At 66.4% G+C, this 14,510-nt stretch carries 14 protein-coding genes; 7 read left to right on the forward strand and 7 right to left on the reverse strand.

Going from position 1 to position 14,510, the window contains the following annotated elements; translation table 11 throughout:
• Positions 1–106 precede the first annotated feature (106 nt).
• From J1C49_RS17430 to J1C49_RS17455, 6 genes are all read right to left on the reverse strand, one after another.
• Positions 107–2,107, reverse strand: coding sequence for a MerR family transcriptional regulator (locus tag J1C49_RS17430; protein ID WP_227447117.1), 2,001 nt, complete (start codon positions 2,105–2,107; stop codon positions 107–109).
• Positions 2,108–2,145: 38 nt separating this feature from the next.
• Positions 2,146–2,451 carry an integration host factor subunit alpha gene (gene ihfA / locus J1C49_RS17435; protein ID WP_227447118.1) on the reverse strand — a complete coding sequence of 102 codons (306 nt, stop codon included), beginning with the start codon at positions 2,449–2,451 and terminating at the stop codon, positions 2,146–2,148.
• Positions 2,452–2,707: 256 nt separating this feature from the next.
• The gene (locus J1C49_RS17440) at positions 2,708–3,703 is read right to left on the reverse strand and encodes a beta-ketoacyl-ACP synthase III (protein ID WP_227447119.1); all 996 of its coding nucleotides are present in this window, start codon (positions 3,701–3,703) and stop codon (positions 2,708–2,710) included.
• Positions 3,700–4,956, reverse strand: coding sequence for a phosphate acyltransferase PlsX (plsX, locus tag J1C49_RS17445; RefSeq protein WP_370639431.1), 1,257 nt, complete (start codon positions 4,954–4,956; stop codon positions 3,700–3,702). Before plsX ends, J1C49_RS17440 begins: the two co-directional genes overlap by 4 nt.
• A 24-nt stretch (positions 4,957–4,980) precedes the next feature.
• A complete protein-coding gene (gene rpmF / locus J1C49_RS17450; protein WP_227447120.1) occupies positions 4,981–5,187 on the reverse strand; it encodes a 50S ribosomal protein L32 in 207 nt (68 codons plus the stop codon).
• A gap of 437 nt (positions 5,188–5,624) precedes the next feature.
• Positions 5,625–6,197, reverse strand: a complete 573-nt coding sequence (locus J1C49_RS17455; protein ID WP_227447121.1) for a DUF177 domain-containing protein — start codon at positions 6,195–6,197, stop codon at positions 5,625–5,627.
• Between the two features lie 117 nt (positions 6,198–6,314).
• On the opposite strand from J1C49_RS17455, the gene J1C49_RS17460 reads away from it, so the two are divergent.
• A complete protein-coding gene (locus tag J1C49_RS17460; RefSeq protein ID WP_227447122.1) occupies positions 6,315–6,755 on the forward strand; it encodes an outer membrane protein assembly factor BamE in 441 nt (146 codons plus the stop codon).
• Between the two features lie 29 nt (positions 6,756–6,784).
• Positions 6,785–7,588 (forward strand): GNAT family N-acyltransferase, encoded by an 804-nt coding sequence (locus tag J1C49_RS17465; RefSeq protein WP_227447123.1) that lies wholly within the window; start codon positions 6,785–6,787, stop codon positions 7,586–7,588.
• Positions 7,589–7,718: 130 nt separating this feature from the next.
• Here J1C49_RS17465 and J1C49_RS17470 read toward each other — a convergent pair whose 3' ends face one another.
• Positions 7,719–8,453: an FCD domain-containing protein gene (locus J1C49_RS17470; RefSeq protein WP_227447124.1), complete on the reverse strand. Its 735-nt coding sequence runs from the start codon at positions 8,451–8,453 to the stop codon at positions 7,719–7,721.
• A 188-nt stretch (positions 8,454–8,641) separates the two neighbouring features.
• On the opposite strand from J1C49_RS17470, the gene J1C49_RS17475 reads away from it, so the two are divergent.
• From J1C49_RS17475 to J1C49_RS17495, 5 genes are all read left to right on the forward strand, one after another.
• Positions 8,642–9,400, forward strand: a complete 759-nt coding sequence (locus J1C49_RS17475; protein ID WP_227447125.1) for a DUF2182 domain-containing protein — start codon at positions 8,642–8,644, stop codon at positions 9,398–9,400.
• Positions 9,401–9,479: 79 nt separating this feature from the next.
• Positions 9,480–10,118, forward strand: coding sequence for a DUF1326 domain-containing protein (locus J1C49_RS17480; RefSeq protein ID WP_227447126.1), 639 nt, complete (start codon positions 9,480–9,482; stop codon positions 10,116–10,118).
• Positions 10,119–10,227: 109 nt separating this feature from the next.
• The gene (locus tag J1C49_RS17485) at positions 10,228–11,337 is read left to right on the forward strand and encodes a dimethylsulfoniopropionate demethylase (RefSeq protein WP_227447127.1); all 1,110 of its coding nucleotides are present in this window, start codon (positions 10,228–10,230) and stop codon (positions 11,335–11,337) included.
• 222 nt (positions 11,338–11,559) lie between these two features.
• On the forward strand, positions 11,560–12,549 hold the full coding sequence (locus J1C49_RS17490; protein ID WP_227447128.1) for an oxidoreductase: 990 nt from the start codon (positions 11,560–11,562) through the stop codon (positions 12,547–12,549).
• A gap of 270 nt (positions 12,550–12,819) precedes the next feature.
• Positions 12,820–14,475: a thiamine pyrophosphate-dependent enzyme gene (locus J1C49_RS17495; protein WP_227447129.1), complete on the forward strand. Its 1,656-nt coding sequence runs from the start codon at positions 12,820–12,822 to the stop codon at positions 14,473–14,475.
• The last annotated feature ends 35 nt before the right edge of the window (positions 14,476–14,510 follow it).

Here is a 14,510-nt window from a genome sequence, read left to right on the forward strand (position 1 = left end):
AACCCCTAACGCGCGGGAAATCGCACTTAGGCCAACAATCAATGGAGCGGCAGCACGGAGGCTCCGCTGGCAAGGGCGGGCGCGCCGATTGGATGGTTGCGGTGCCTCACAGGCCGCCGGTCTGCTGCGTCCGCATCCTTTCGGCAAGCGCGCCAAGCGCCGCATGCAGCGGGGCAATGCCGCGGGCCTGCTCTTCGGTCAGCCGGTCGAGACGCGCAAGCTGCGCCGCCACGGGGGGGCGCGGAATGTCAGGCGGCGCGGGGGCTTGATCCGGCGCCGGGGCTTCCGACCCTGTCTGCGGATCGTCTTGCGGGGGCGCGGCGGACGTGTCCGGGTCTTCCGCCTGCGGTGTGTTCTCGGCGACTGCCTCCGGCTCTTCCGGCTGCGGTGCATCCTCGGCGATTGCCTCCGGCTCCGGGTCTGGCTCTTGCGTCCGCTCGGGCTCTGCGTCTTGCACCACCTCCGGCACGATCTCCGGCGCCATCTCTGCATCGGTCGCCTTTACTGGCTCCGGTGTTGGCTCTCGCTCTGGCGTCGGCTCCGGGTCTGCCTCTTGTTCCAGCTCCGGCTCGGGCTCTGCCCCGGTCGCCATTTCCGGCTCCGCTGTCGGCTCACGGTCTGGCTCCGATGCAGGCTCGGTCTCGTGAGCGGGGGACGCTTGCGTGACCGGGTCGGGCTCGGTCGGCATCGGCTCGGCGAGTTCGGCCGGTGCGTCGCTCGGCTCGGGGGCGGCGTCTTGGGCGTCGGGCCCGTCTGCGGGGGTGGCGATGTCGTCCTCGGTCGACACATGCGCGTCCACGTCAGAGTCATGAGCGAAGGGTGCGTCTGTGGCGGACAGCTCCGAGTCGTCGTGATCCGTTGCCACCGGAGGCTCTGTGCTGACAGGCGTCTGGGCGCCGTCCATTGCTGCGGCTGCGGCAGAGGGCGCTGCGCCGTCATCCGTTGGCGCGGCCTCTGCCAGGGCGTCGCTGACCGCGTCCTGCGGACCGGCTTCCGACGGATCGAAAGGCGTAGCAGCGGCATCCTCGCTTTCCGGCAGGACCGCTTCCGAGCCGGAGGACGTCTCGGACCGGGCGTCGCCGGGGGCCGTCGCGTCGCTCTTGGAGACCGGCGCGGCAGGATCCTCCCACGCAAACTCCCGCTGCTCTTCGGCGGGGACCGGATCCGGGTCGGCGGCCTCCTGCAAAGACGGGCCGGACAGGTCGGGCTGGCCGGTCGAAACCGTTTCCAAGGCCTCCAGAGCCGTTTCCGGCGCGGCCGTCTGGGCGGGCTCGGTCGTTGGGTCGATGTCCTGCGGTGCCGGCATGCCTGTGGGACCTTCGGGAGCGACCTCCTCGGCGTCGGCAAGCGCCGCATGGTCCTGCGCCTGATCGGGTTCCATTGGGGCAGGCGGCGTCACCAGCGGAGGCTCCGGCTCGGCGTCGCCCACGTGCTCGGACCCGGCATCCGCATGGGCACCGTCGGGCGTTTCGAGGGCGGTGTCCTCGGGCGCTGCGGGCGACACCAGATCGGTGTCATCTTCCAGGTGTTGAGGGGCCGCGTCGGTGTCACCGGCTTGCACCGGCTCCTCTGCCCCCGGCTGCGCGTGCTCTGCGGCTGTTTCTGCTGCCTGTCCGGCTCCGGGCTGCGTCGCGACAAAGGGCTCGTCGAACTCCGGTTCCGGATCGGGCAACGGACCGCTGACCGCAGCCGGGTCGCTTGCCGCCGCTGGCGCGGACGGCGCGCCGGTTTCCGCCTCTGGTGGCTTTTGAGGCGGGAAGGGGACCAGCGTCGTTTCTGCCTCGGCCTCGATGAAGGGGGCTTCGGGGATGGCGGCGTCCGCCGCCTCGGCTTCGGCGCCGCGTCCAATGGCGCTTACATGTTTGACGCCCTGTTCGCGCAGGATTTTCTGCACGCCTTTGATGGTCATGCCGTCCTCGTGCAGCAGCTTCTTGATCCCGGCGATCAGATCGACATCGCCCGGCCGGTAATACCGGCGGCCGCCGGCCCGTTTGACGGGCTTGAGCTGGCTGAACTTGCTTTCCCAGAAGCGCAGGACATGGGTGGGCGTGTCCAGCCCTTCGGCCACTTCTGAAATGGTGCGAAAGGCGTCGCGGGATTTTGACATGGCTCTGCCTTGTCCGGGATGGGTTTGAAAACTGCGCGTCAGGACCGGCGGTTGCCGTCCGCGACACGCTCCTTCATGAGATGCGACGGTCGGAAGGTCAGCACGCGGCGCGGCTGGATCGGGACCTCTTCGCCGGTCTTGGGATTGCGCCCGACCCGGGCGGCCTTGTCGCGCACGGAAAAGGTGCCGAAGGAGGAAATCTTGACCTGTTCACCGCTCACAAGCGCATCGGACATGTGCTGAAGCACGGTCTCCACAAGCTCCGCGCTTTCGTTCCGAGACAGCCCGACCTCTCGAAATACCGCTTCGCTGAGATCCATTCGTGTCAGAGTCTTCTCGCCCATGGCTGTCTCCCCATCCTTTGCGAGAGGATGGATGAGGCCAAATCATAAGTCAATAACAAGGACTTGGGCGATGGGGCGATTTAGCGGTCCAGCGGCATGTCCGGTCATGCCCGTTGGGATGCTTTGCGCATAAAAATGCCGAACCAGAGAAAACCTCCCGCTTCGGGGCCTTACGCGGCCGGACAGGGCGAATTGCGCGCGTATCCGGGGGCAGGGGATTCGCGAACCGCTCTGCCGGTGCGCGCGGGGTGCGGGCCTACCAGCGCAGCAGGACTGAGCCCCAGGCCAGGCCGCCGCCGATGGCCTCGGTCACAACCACGTCGCCTGTCTTGATCTGCCCCCTCGCGCGCCCCACGGAGAGCGCCAGCGGGATCGAGGCCGCGGATGTGTTGCCGTGGTCCTGCACTGTGACAACGACGCGCTCCATGGGCAGGCCAAGCTTTTTGGCGGTGCCGGAGATGATGCGGATATTGGCCTGGTGCGGCACGACCCAATCGACCTGATCGGCGGTCATGCCCGCTTTTTCGAGCGAGGCCTGTGCCGTGGATGCGAGCTTTTCGACCGCGTGGCGGAAAACCTCGCGCCCTTGCATGCGCAAAAACCCCGTCGATTGCGTGGAGACCCCACCATCGACGTAGAGAATGTCGCGAAACCGCCCGTCCGAATGCAGATCGGTCGCCAGAATCCCCCGGTCGCTGGTCTCGCCCGTGCCGGGCTGGGCTTCGAGGATCACCGCGCCCGCCCCGTCGCCGAAAAGCACGCAGGTGCCGCGGTCGGACCAGTCCATGATGCGGCTGAAGGTTTCGGCGCCGATCACCATGACGCGCCTGGCCTGGCCGGAGACGATCAGCGCGTTGGCATTGCTGAGCGCAAAGATGAAACCGGCGCAGACCGCCTGTACGTCGAAGGCAAAACCACGCTCCATGCCGAGCCGGGCCTGCACCATGGTCGCCGCGGACGGAAAGGTCAGATCGGCGGTGGAGGTTGCCAGCACGATGGCGTCGATGTCATTGGCCTCGATCCCGGCATCGCGCAGCGCAGCCTGCGCGGCATGGGTCGCCAGATCGGAGGTTGTCTCATCCTCGGCGGCGAAGTGGCGCCGCTCGATCCCGGAACGCGAGCGAATCCATTCGTCGCTGGTGTCGATGGTCTTTTCGAACTCGGCATTCTCCACAACACGCTCTGGCAGGTAATGGCCCGTCCCGATGATCACGGCCCGTGTGACCCGTGCGCTGCTTGAGGAGTCGGTCATGCGTCTCGGTTCCCAGTATCAGAATGTGTCGCGTTGCCCGGAGCGCCCTGCGTGTCGGGGGCGCCGTCTTGTGCCGGGCCGTCCTGCGCTGCCGCGCCCGTGGCGTCCGATCCGGCGCGGGTCACGGCTTCGGCGGAGAGCGCAATGCGCGCGGCGAGCCGTTCGGCAAATCCGGAGCGGGCCAACTCGAAGGCCAGCTTGACGGCGGAAGACACCCCCGTTGCATCGGCAGAGCCATGGGATTTGACCACCGTGCCGTTCAGGCCGAGAAACACGCCGCCGTTGACGCGGCGCGGGTCGATCCGGGCCTTGAGGCGGCGTAGCGAGGTCAGCGCGAGAAGCGAGGCGAGCCGCGACAGCGGCGTGTAGGCGAAGGCCTCGCGCAGAAGGTCGCCGATGAGCGATGCCGTGCCTTCGCCGGTCTTGAGGGCGACATTTCCGGTAAACCCATCGGTCACGATCACGTCGCAGCGATTGCCGGGAATATCGCCGCCCTCGACAAAGCCGACGAACTCAAAGCTGGCGGTCTGTGCCTGCGCGGCGATCAGCTCGTGGGCTTCCTTGAGCTCGGCGCGGCCCTTGTGCTCTTCGGTGCCGACATTGAGCAGCCCGATACGCGGCCGCGTCAGCTCGAGACCGTTGCGTGCATAAGACGCCCCCATGAGCGCGTATTGCAACAGGTCCTGGGCATCGGCCTTGATGTCGGCGCCGACGTCCAGCATCACGTTGAAGCCTTGCGGATTGCGCGACGGCCAGAGGATGGCGATGGCCGGGCGGTTGACACCCGGCAACTTGCGCAGGCGGATCATGGACAGCGCCATGAGCGCACCGGTATTGCCACAGGACACGGCCACCTTTGCCTCGCCCGCACGGACCGATTCGAGCGCCGACCACATGGAGGTGCCCTTGCCGTGGCGCATCACCTGGCTCGGCTTGTCTTCCATGGACACGACGTCATCCGCATGGCGGATGGTGCAGCGCTCCGCGAGACCGCGGCGCTTGTCGACCAGCCTGCGCAGCTCTGGTTCAGGGCCATGCAGCAGGAACTCGATCTCGGGATTGATCTTGGCGGAGCGCGCGATGCCTTCGACAACCACGGCAGGGCCGAGGTCGCCACCCATCGCGTCGACCGACAAAACGACACGACCCGCGGCAGGGGAGCCCTGTCCGCGGGGATCAGCCGACACGGTGGTGCCAGAAGCGTCCTGCCCAAGGGAGGGACCCGCGGTTTCGTGATCCTGCGCTGAGGTCATGCGAGCGGGTCCGGATCAGGGCAATCAGGCGGCGTCTTCGTCCAGATCGATTTCGTCGGTCATCGCGACGACTTCGCGCTCTGCGTAGTGACCGCAGGACGGGCAGACGTGGTGCGGGCGCTTGAGCTCGCCGCAGTTGTCGCACTCATTCGGGTTTGCGCCCGAAAGTGCGTCGTGAGCCCGGCGGTTGTTGCGACGGGATTTGGAAACCTTGTTCTGTTGGACGGCCATGTCTCAACCTCGTATGATATCTCGTGTGACCGGGGCGCGGGGCCCGTCGTGTTCAATCCCGGCCTGTCACCGGACCGTCGGGAAAGCAGGCCAGGTCGGCCGTTCTTCCGTCAGGGTTAGGCTGCGTCATAAGGGCAGAAGGCCCCCCGACACAACCCGTTAATCTCTCCACCGCAGCGCATTTTGTTCGGAGTGGTGCGAGCGCGCGAAAATACGCAGAACGCGCGTCGACGCAAGAGCGGATTTGGCCCAAGCCCCGTTTTCCCTGTCATTTCGGGGCTGAACGCGCATCGGCTGCCCTGTTATGCGGCGCTTCGGGCCGTGTGACGGGCGGGCGGACACGCCAGACGGGGCGGCGTTTGGCGCCCATCGGGCGGAGCCCGGGTGAGTCGCCCATGCCGCGCAACGCGCGACGGCCGGCGCGAGCGGGTGCGCGATCAATCCCCGGAACTGCCGCCGCCAAGTTTGTCACGCAGCGCGGCCAACCCGGCAAAAGGTTTCACATCGTCGTCGGTCAGCGGCACAACGCCGTCCTCGGCCACCTGAACCGGCTCAAGCGTTGCGCCTTCGGCGCGCGGATAGCTTGGCAGCGCGAGCGATATCGCTTCGGTCATCACGGCTTCGAGGTCGATCTGCGCGCCGAGCGGTTCGAGCGTGTCGTCTTCGGGCATTTCCACCTCGGCGCCGGCTTCGGTGGTTTCGGGCACGAGATCCTCTTCGGGAACGAACCGGCGCAGCACCGGCATATCGATTCGGGTGGTGACCGAAGCAAGGGTCACCACGCAAGGCTGCACCACGGTCACCCCGAGATCGGCCTGCAATTCGAAAGCGCGCCGACCTTTGGCGGTGATCGTCCCGGCAAATCGCAGCTTGCGCAGGGCGCTGATCCCCAGTGTGCTGGCCAGTGCGGCACGGGTCTGCGCATCGGGTTCGAGCGAGAAGCGCGTGGGGCCGGATTGCGACAGCCGGGCCACGGGAAGGACCGTCGACGGGGCGGGGGATGCGGGCATGATGAGGTTTCCCTGTCTTGAACGGGCTGCAATCTAAGTATAATCGAAGTATGAGCCATATCGGCTTTAGGCAAGAGGTGCACGATGCGCGGCAGACCGAGAACGACAAGACGCGCCATGGCTTTGGTCGTGGCGCTGGGTGTCACGCTCGCCACAGGCGCCTGCACCGCGCAGTATCGCAGCCATGGCTGGATGCCGTCAGAGGAAGACCTGCAACAGATCGTGCCGGGCATCGACACCAGAGAATCGGTCGAAGACCTTGTCGGGGTGCCCACCACCTCGGGTGTGTTGAACGACAGCGGGTATTATTACATCCAGAGTGACACGCGCCAGTTTGCCTGGCAGCGCACTGAGGTGGTCGATCGGCGTATTCTTGCCATCACCTTCGACGAAGCGGGCGTGGTGCAGAATATCGCGACCTACGGGTTGGAGGACGGGCGCGTTGTGCCGTTGACGCGGCGCGTGACCGAAACCTCGGATGGCGATATCGGTTTCATCCGCAAGCTCTTTGGCAATATCGGCGGGATCAACGCCGGCCAGCTGCTGGGTGGCGGCTGAGCAGGGGCGTGACGCGCCCGGAGCGGGCCGTGAGTGCCGGACCGGCCGAGCGTCCGGAGACAGCGTTTCACACGCCGGGTTTTGGCGCGCCGCCGCTTGAGCGTGGGGCGCAAGTGGCGCGTTTCGCGGAAAACGCTCAGGATTTCGAGGCGGCGCTGGCCCTGCGCGGACGGCTTTTTGGTCCGCACGGGGCTTGTGCGGAAACGCATGACGCGCATTGCGGCCATATCCTGATCGAATGCCGGTCAAGCGGGGATCTTGTCGGCGGCTGTCGGGTGCATTTGCATCGCGCGGGGGCCGATGCTCTGAACGGGCCGGCTGCCGAGTTCTATGATCTATCCGGGCTGGCCGCTTATCCGCGGCCCATGTTGGAGATCGGGCGCTTCTGTGTCGCGCCGCATCCCGCCGAGCCGGAGACCATTCGCCTGATCTGGGGGATGCTGACCCGAATTTGTGATGCATATGACGTCGGGTTGCTTTTTGGATGTTCCAGTTTTGCGGGCTGTGATCCCGCTGTGCACGCGGAAGGATTGAGCTGGCTTGCCCGGCACCATGCCGCGCCGACGGCGCTGTCACCGGGCATGCGCGCGCCTGAAACCGTGCGGCTCGCAGAGCTGGGGGCGGCGCATGGCAGAGACGGGCGCAGCGCCATCCCGGCGCTGTTGCGCGGATATCTGTCGCTGGGAGGCTGGGTCAGCGATCACGCCGTGATCGACCGCAGATTTGGCACGCTGCATGTCTTTACCGGGGTTGAGACGAATCGCATTCCGGACGCACGCAAACGCAGCCTGCGCGCCATCGCCGCGCGGGGCCACGCTTCTCCCATCGCGTAATAGGGGCGGGCTGCCCGCAGGGGCCGTGGCGCGGTCCGGCAGGGGGATCGGCTCGCGCCATCCGGTTTCAGCGCTGATGACGGGGCGCACATCGGTGCGCGGTTCATGAAGGCGGCAGCGCGCGGCGTGTTCAGCGGCGGCGCGCGGCTCGCGCGGCGCGGACCTGTCCGGCCAGTCGCAGGGTTTCGTGCTCCAGCGCGTCGAGCCCGGTTTGCACGCCTTGCGCGTCGCGGGCCTCCAACGCATTTGCAATGGCATCGTGCAGCCCAACGATGCGCGCCCGGTCTCGGGCCGAGAAGGTGATCATGTTCATCAAGGGTTGCATGCCCTCGATGGCCCCGGCCAGATGCCAGCCCAGCACCGGGTTTCCAGCCCCTTCGACAAGCGCGCGGTGAAAGGCGACATCGGAGGCGCAAAACCCTTCGTCCGACAGCCCCGGCTGGCTCTGGCGATGGATTTCGGCGCGCATGGCGGCCAGATGATCGGCACTGCGGCGGCGGGCCGAGGCCGGGGCGCAGGCCTTTTCAAGCGCGAAACGCGCCTCGCAGGCCGTCTCGAAATCGACCTCGTTCATCGACAGGAGCAGGGTGGCGGTCGTAATCTGCTGACCGACGGTCTCATCATAGCTCAACCGGTTCACGAAAGCCCCGCCCGACGCGCCGCGCTGCGTGCGGATCAGGCTCTGCGCGGCGAGCCGCTTCAACGCCTCGCGCACCGTCGGCCGGGAAACGGCAAACGTGTCTGCCAGCTCGGCTTCGGAGGGCAGGCGTTCATCGACGATCAACTGGCCCGATACGATTGCGTCCCGGATCGCGGAGGCGATCTGCGCAGACAGATCGCGGTCTGAATCGAGGGTCGTTTTCACGCGGGACTCCTGCGCCGGGTTGGAGATTTCATTTGTCAGACATTTAAAACTCTGGCAAGGAGTCCGTCAATTGTAAGACATTTGTCCGAGTCGCTGCGCCTGCACAATCGGCACCGCGACCGGCGCGCACCGTTGGGGCCGCACAAGGCGCGTCTCTTGCGGCCGCAGATGTGGAGAGGACGCAAGCGATGTGGGCAGAGCGCATTCGGTCGATGGCCGCGCTGCACTGGGGGGTTGCCTTTGGCGCGATCCTTGCGGGGTGGGCGGTGCTCTGGGTCATGTCTGTGCCTGCGGACTTGCGCGCGCTTTCGGCGCTCTATGGTCCGGATTTCTGGGAGGCGCTCTGCACGGTGACGCCGGACATGGCCGGTGGGGTCAAGCTCTGGGCGATGTGGAGCGCGATGGCGGCGGCGATGATGCTGCCCACGGCATTGCCCGCGCTTGCCAGCTTCGATGACCTGCCGGGCACCAGCTCGCATGATGCGTTGCGCTTTGTTGGCGGGTTCCTCGCGGTTTGGGCCGGGTTTGCCGCGATTGCGGCAATTGCGCAGATGGCGCTGTGGCAGACCGGCTGGGTCGATGCAATCGGGGTGTCTACCTCGCGCTGGCTGACGGCGGGGTTGCTCGCGGGGGCGGGGCTCTACCAGTTCAGCACGCTGAAGGCGGCCTGCCTGAGCAAATGCCGCGCGCCGCTCACTTTCTTCATGCAGCACTGGGACGCGGGCGCCTGGCGCATGGGGGTGCGGATGGGCGCGGTGTGCCTTGGCTGCTGCTGGACCTTGATGGCGCTTGGATTTGTGGGCGGCACGATGAACCTGGCGTGGATGGGGGCCGCGACCGTGCTGATGGTTGTTGAAAAGCTGCCCCGGCTGGGCGCGCCGCTGACCCAGCCATTGGGATATGGACTGCTTGGAGCCGCGGGGCTCGCGGCGCTGGGCCTGCTCTGAGCCGCGTGTCGCGACCGCGCGGTCACGGATGGAAAACCACGGATCGTGGAGGCGATCCAAACGAAGGAGGGACAAAACCATGCCAAAGGATATGGCGCCGGGCACCGTGCCGTGGACGATCAAGGGGGAGCTGATCCTCAATTGCAATTGCACGGTGTTCTGCCCTTGCGTCGTCTCGCTGGGGGCGCACCCGCCGACGGAAGGGCACTGTCAGGCGTGGTCGGGCATTCGCATCGATGAGGGCCAGTATGGCGACGTGGACCTGTCCGGCCTGAATGTGGGGTTGTTCCTCGAGATTCCGGAGCGGATGGCACGGGGCAACTGGACCGCGGCGGCGTTTATCGACGAGCGCGCCTCCGACGAAGCCTTCGAGGCGCTGGAGATGATCTTTTCCGGTCAGGCCAAGGGCACCACGGGGCTCTTCGGGATGCTGGTGTCGACCTATCTCGGTGCCGAGCGCGCCCCGATCACCTTCGAGACCGAGGGCAAGGAGCGCCGTCTGACCGTGGGCAAGAAGATCAAGGGATCGGTTGTGCCGGTCGAGGGGCATGATCCGGACAAGGATATCGTCGCCACCAACACCAAATACTGGATGGGTGCGGACATCACGGTGGCCACCGCCACGCAAGGGCGCGTGCGCGCCTTTGGTCGTGTCTGGGATTTCGACGGGCGGTCCGCCGAAATCTGTCAGATCGACTGGAAAGGGCCGGGGCGCTAAGCCCCGCCATCGTCGTTTTGGGAGGGATGGCGATGCGTATGATCATGAAAACCCGGACGAAGGGGCCGTTTTGCCGTCGCTTCGACACCGGAACGGGGAGGGCGGTGGAATGAACCTTGCAGCCATGTCACCGACGCACCGGACGCGCCGGACGCCCTTTACAGACGGGGTCGAAGGGGCGGGTGTGTCGGCCTACACGGTTTACAACCGTATGCTGCTGCCTGCGGCGTTCGAAAGCCCGGAAGCGGATTATCGCCACCTCAAGACCCATGTTCAGGTCTGGGACGTGTCCTGCGAACGGCAGGTGGAACTGCGGGGTCCCGACGCGGGGCGGCTGATGCAGCTTCTGACGCCGCGCGATCTGCGCGGGATGCTGCCGGGGCAGTGCTACTATGTCCCGGTGGTGGACGAAACGGGCGGGATGCTCAACGATCCGGTCGCCTTGAAGATCGCGGAAGACCATTGGTGGATCTCCATCGCCGACAGCGACCTGTTGCTGTGGGTCAAGGGGATCGCCTGGGCCATGCGACTCGATGTGCTGGTAAGCGAGCCGGATGTCTCGCCGCTGGCGGTGCAGGGGCCAAAGGCCGATGCCTTGATGGCGCGGGTCTTTGGCGATGGCATCAGCGCCGTGCGCTTCTTCCGGTTTGGCTGGTTCGAGTTTCAGGACACGTGGATGATCATCGCCCGCTCGGGCTATTCCAAGCAGGGTGGCTTCGAGATCTACGTGCCGGACACGGCGCTTGGCATGCCGCTTTGGAACGCGTTGATGGAGGCGGGAACGGATCTTCAGGTGCGCGCGGGCTGTCCGAATTACATCGAGCGGACGGAAGGAGGGCTTTTGTCCTTCGGCAGCGACATGACCGCGGAGAACACCCCGTTCGAATGTGGCCTCGGCAAGTTCTGCCACATGAACGCGGCCATCACCTGTATCGGACGGGATGCCTTGCTTCGGGTCGAGCGGGACGGGCCAACGCGCCAGATCCGCCCGATTGAAATACCCGGAGATCCGGTTGGACGCTGTGCGCATCACTGGCCCCTGATGGCGGATGGCGAAAAGGTCGGCCGGGTGAGCTCTGCGGCCTATTCGCCTGATTTCAAAACGAATGTCGGGATTGGCATGGTGCGGATGACACATTGGAAACCGGGCACTCGGCTGACGGTGGAGACGCCGGAAGGCGCGCGTGAGGCGATCGTGAAAGCGGCGTTCTGGGCCTGATCGCGGGCGCCAGAACAGAGCTGCGCGGCGCGGTCCTGCCCGGAACGGGGCCGCCGGGGACGCCGGGTGTCGAGGGGGTGCAACCGGTGCCGCGACGCGGTATCCCGCGCCGGTGACGACCCCGGCCCAAGACAGGCGGGCCGGGCAAAGAAGGATCGGGATGTGGCAAGGCCCGGCGGGGCCGTGCCGCCACATCGCAGACATTGAGAGAAGGAGCACGCCATGAAAGCGCTGTTGGTTCGCAAGGATGATGAAGGCAAGACATCGGCCGCGGTGGAGGAGATTGCCGAGAGCGATCTGCCGGACGGGGATGTGACGGTTGCGGTCGAATATTCGACGGTGAACTACAAGGACGGGCTCTGCATCGGGCCGGGCGCGGGGCTTGTGCGCACGTATCCCCATGTGCCGGGTATCGATTTTGCCGGCACGGTCGAGGCGTCCGATGATGACCGTTACAAGCCGGGCGACAAGGTCGTGTTGACCGGCTGGCGCGTGGGGGAGGCGCATTGGGGCGGTTACGCGGAGAAAGCCCGCGTGAAAGCCGATTGGCTTGTGCCGCTGCCCGACGGGCTAGATGCGCGCGCGGCCATGGCGGTTGGGACCGCGGGTCTGACCGCGATGCTGGCGGTGATGGCGCTTGAGGATCAGGGCGTCAAGCCCGGTGACGGTCCCGTGCTTGTGACCGGCGCCGCAGGGGGCGTCGGCTCCGTGGCCACGGCCATTCTGGCCAATCTCGGTTATGAGGTTGCCGCCGTCACGGGCCGGGCGGAGCAGGCCGATTACCTGCGCAGCCTCGGTGCGACGGAGATCGTGGCCCGGGAGGAGTTGAGCGAAGTGACCCGCAAGCCGCTGGAAAGCGAGCGCTGGGCGGGCTGCGTGGACGCGGTGGCCGGTGCAATGCTGGGCCGCGTGCTCAAGCAGATGAAATACGGCGGGTCGGTCGCGGCGATTGGCCTTGCGGGCGGTGCCGCCATCGAAGGCGCGCTGATCACGCCCTTCATCCTACGGGGGGTCAACCTTCTGGGGATCGACAGCGTGATGCAGCCCTATGAAAACCGGGTGCGCGCGTGGCAGCGGATCGCGTCGGATCTTCCGATGGACAAGCTGGAGGCGATGATCGAGCCTGCGACGCTGGGCGATTTGCCGAAGCTGGGCAAGGATATTCTCAAGGGCCAGGTCAAGGGCCGTGTTGTTGTGACCGTGGCTGGCTGACGTCGCGGAGAACGGCATTTGCGTCATTTGCCCTGTCCCGGATTTGCCCGGGGCAGGGTTTTTTTTGTGGTGCCTGTGTCGCGTCCCGGCGCCGTGCTTCTTGGCGGCGCTTCCCGCCTTTGGCGCCTTTGGCAGGTTTATGGCGGGTGCGGTGCCCATCCGGCCAGGGCGCATGCCTGTCCCGGGCAGACAGATAAAACGGCGTCTTGCGCGCCGCGCGGCCCTCTGGCAGGGCTTGGGTGCGACAGGTTTGACGGAAGGGATCATGTGATGCGCAGCGGTGGCGAACTTTTGGTGGCGTCCTTGCAAGCCCTTGGGGCGACGAAGTGTTTCGGGGTCCCGGGCGAAAGCTATCTTCCGGTGCTGGATGCGCTGCATGACACGCAAGGCGCGTTCGACTTCGTGCTCTGCCGCAACGAAGGCGGGGCGGGCTTCATGGCGGCGGCCTGGGGCAAGCTGACCGGGCAACCGGGCATCGCGTTCGTCACGCGCGGCCCCGGGGCCACGAACGCCTCTATCGGTGTGCATACCGCGCGACAGGACAGCGCGCCCATGCTGCTTTTTGTGGGCCAGGTGGGCGGCGACATGAAGGGTCGCGAGGCGTTTCAGGAGGTGGACTACCGCGCCACGTTTGGCCCGCTCGCCAAATGGGCGACGGAGGTCGAACGGGTCGAGCGCCTGCCGGAAATCGTCTCACGCGCGTGGATCACGGCCTCTTCCGGGCGGCCGGGGCCGGTGGTGATCGCTCTGCCGGAGGACGTGCTCAGCGCCATGACCGATGCCGCGCCCATCAGCCGCCCGGTCACCATCGCCGAGGCTGCGCCGGAGGCCGGGGCGCTGGATCGCGCGATGGCAATGCTTGCGGCGGCGCGGCGGCCGTTGATCCTTTTGGGCGGGTGCAACTGGACCGATGCGGGCAAGACCGCGCTGGAAGGCTTTGCCGAGGCATCGGATATCCCGGTGGTTGCGGCCTTCCGCTATCAGGACCGCTTCAACAACACGGCACCGGTCTATTGCGGCGAGGCGGGTGTCGGCATGCCGCCGCATGTCAAGGCGCTCATCCGCGACGCGGATACCATCCTCGCGCTGAATGTGCGGTTCGGCGAGATGACCACCGATGGCTACAGCCTTCTGGCGGTGCCGGAACCGGCGCAAACCTTGATCCACGTGCACAACGACACCGACGAGATCGGCAAGATCTACGCGCCGGATCTGGCGATACAAGCCGGGCCAAACGCCTGTGCGCAGGCGCTTGCGCCGGTCCGGGGCGACTGGGCGGCGTGGCGTGCCGCCGGGCGGACGGCCTTCGAGGCCAGCCTCGACGCGCCCGAGCAGCCCTCGCCGGTGGACATGACGGCAGTGACGCGGCACTTGCGCGCGGTGTTGCCCGACGACGTGATCCTGACCAACGGTGCGGGAAATTTCACCGTCTGGCCCAACAAGTTCTTTCCCTTCGGTCCGAAGGCGCGGCTTCTGGCGCCGCAATCGGGGGCCATGGGGTATGGCCTGCCCGCGGCCATTGCCGCGAAAGTTGCAGACCCTGCGCGCTGCGTGGTGTGTTTTGCCGGGGACGGCGATTTTCAGATGAACTGTCAGGAGCTTGCCACCGCTGCGCAAGCCGGCGCGCAGCCCATCGTGCTGATTCTCAACAACGGAATCTACGGCACCATCCGCGCCCACCAAGAGCGTCATTACCCCGCGCGGGTGTCCGGAACGGATATGGTCAGCCCGGATTTCGCCGCTTTGGCAAGAGCTTACGGCTTTCACGGTGAACGGGTCGAGCGAACCGAGGATTTCGCGGAGGCGTTTGACCGCGCGCTGGCGTCAAAGACCGGCGCCGTGCTTGATCTTGTGATCTCTGCCGAGGCGCTGACCCCGCGTATGACGCTCAGCGAGATGCGTGCGGCGGCGCAGGCTTCTTCCTGACGCATCCGGCACGCGCGCGGGTCGTTTTGCCTTGG

The organism is Cognatishimia sp. F0-27 (assembly GCF_020667845.1).
Classification (GTDB): domain Bacteria; phylum Pseudomonadota; class Alphaproteobacteria; order Rhodobacterales; family Rhodobacteraceae; genus JAFMPQ01.

Bases quoted from the DNA above. Each gene is read 5' to 3' on its own strand.
- J1C49_RS17430 (WP_227447117.1), bottom strand. From the start codon at position 2,107: ATGTCAAAATCCCGCGACGCCTTTCGCACCATTTCAGAAGTGGCCGAA.
- ihfA (WP_227447118.1), bottom strand. From the start codon at position 2,451: ATGGGCGAGAAGACTCTGACACGAATGGATCTCAGCGAAGCGGTATTT.
- J1C49_RS17440 (WP_227447119.1), bottom strand. From the start codon at position 3,703: ATGACCGACTCCTCAAGCAGCGCACGGGTCACACGGGCCGTGATCATC.
- plsX (WP_370639431.1), bottom strand. From the start codon at position 4,956: ATGACCTCAGCGCAGGATCACGAAACCGCGGGTCCCTCCCTTGGGCAG.
- rpmF (WP_227447120.1), bottom strand. From the start codon at position 5,187: ATGGCCGTCCAACAGAACAAGGTTTCCAAATCCCGTCGCAACAACCGC.
- J1C49_RS17455 (WP_227447121.1), bottom strand. From the start codon at position 6,197: ATGCCCGCATCCCCCGCCCCGTCGACGGTCCTTCCCGTGGCCCGGCTG.
- J1C49_RS17460 (WP_227447122.1), top strand. From the start codon at position 6,315: ATGGCTTTGGTCGTGGCGCTGGGTGTCACGCTCGCCACAGGCGCCTGC.
- J1C49_RS17475 (WP_227447125.1), top strand. From the start codon at position 8,642: ATGTGGGCAGAGCGCATTCGGTCGATGGCCGCGCTGCACTGGGGGGTT.
- J1C49_RS17480 (WP_227447126.1), top strand. From the start codon at position 9,480: ATGCCAAAGGATATGGCGCCGGGCACCGTGCCGTGGACGATCAAGGGG.
- J1C49_RS17485 (WP_227447127.1), top strand. From the start codon at position 10,228: ATGAACCTTGCAGCCATGTCACCGACGCACCGGACGCGCCGGACGCCC.
- J1C49_RS17490 (WP_227447128.1), top strand. From the start codon at position 11,560: ATGAAAGCGCTGTTGGTTCGCAAGGATGATGAAGGCAAGACATCGGCC.
- J1C49_RS17495 (WP_227447129.1), top strand. From the start codon at position 12,820: ATGCGCAGCGGTGGCGAACTTTTGGTGGCGTCCTTGCAAGCCCTTGGG.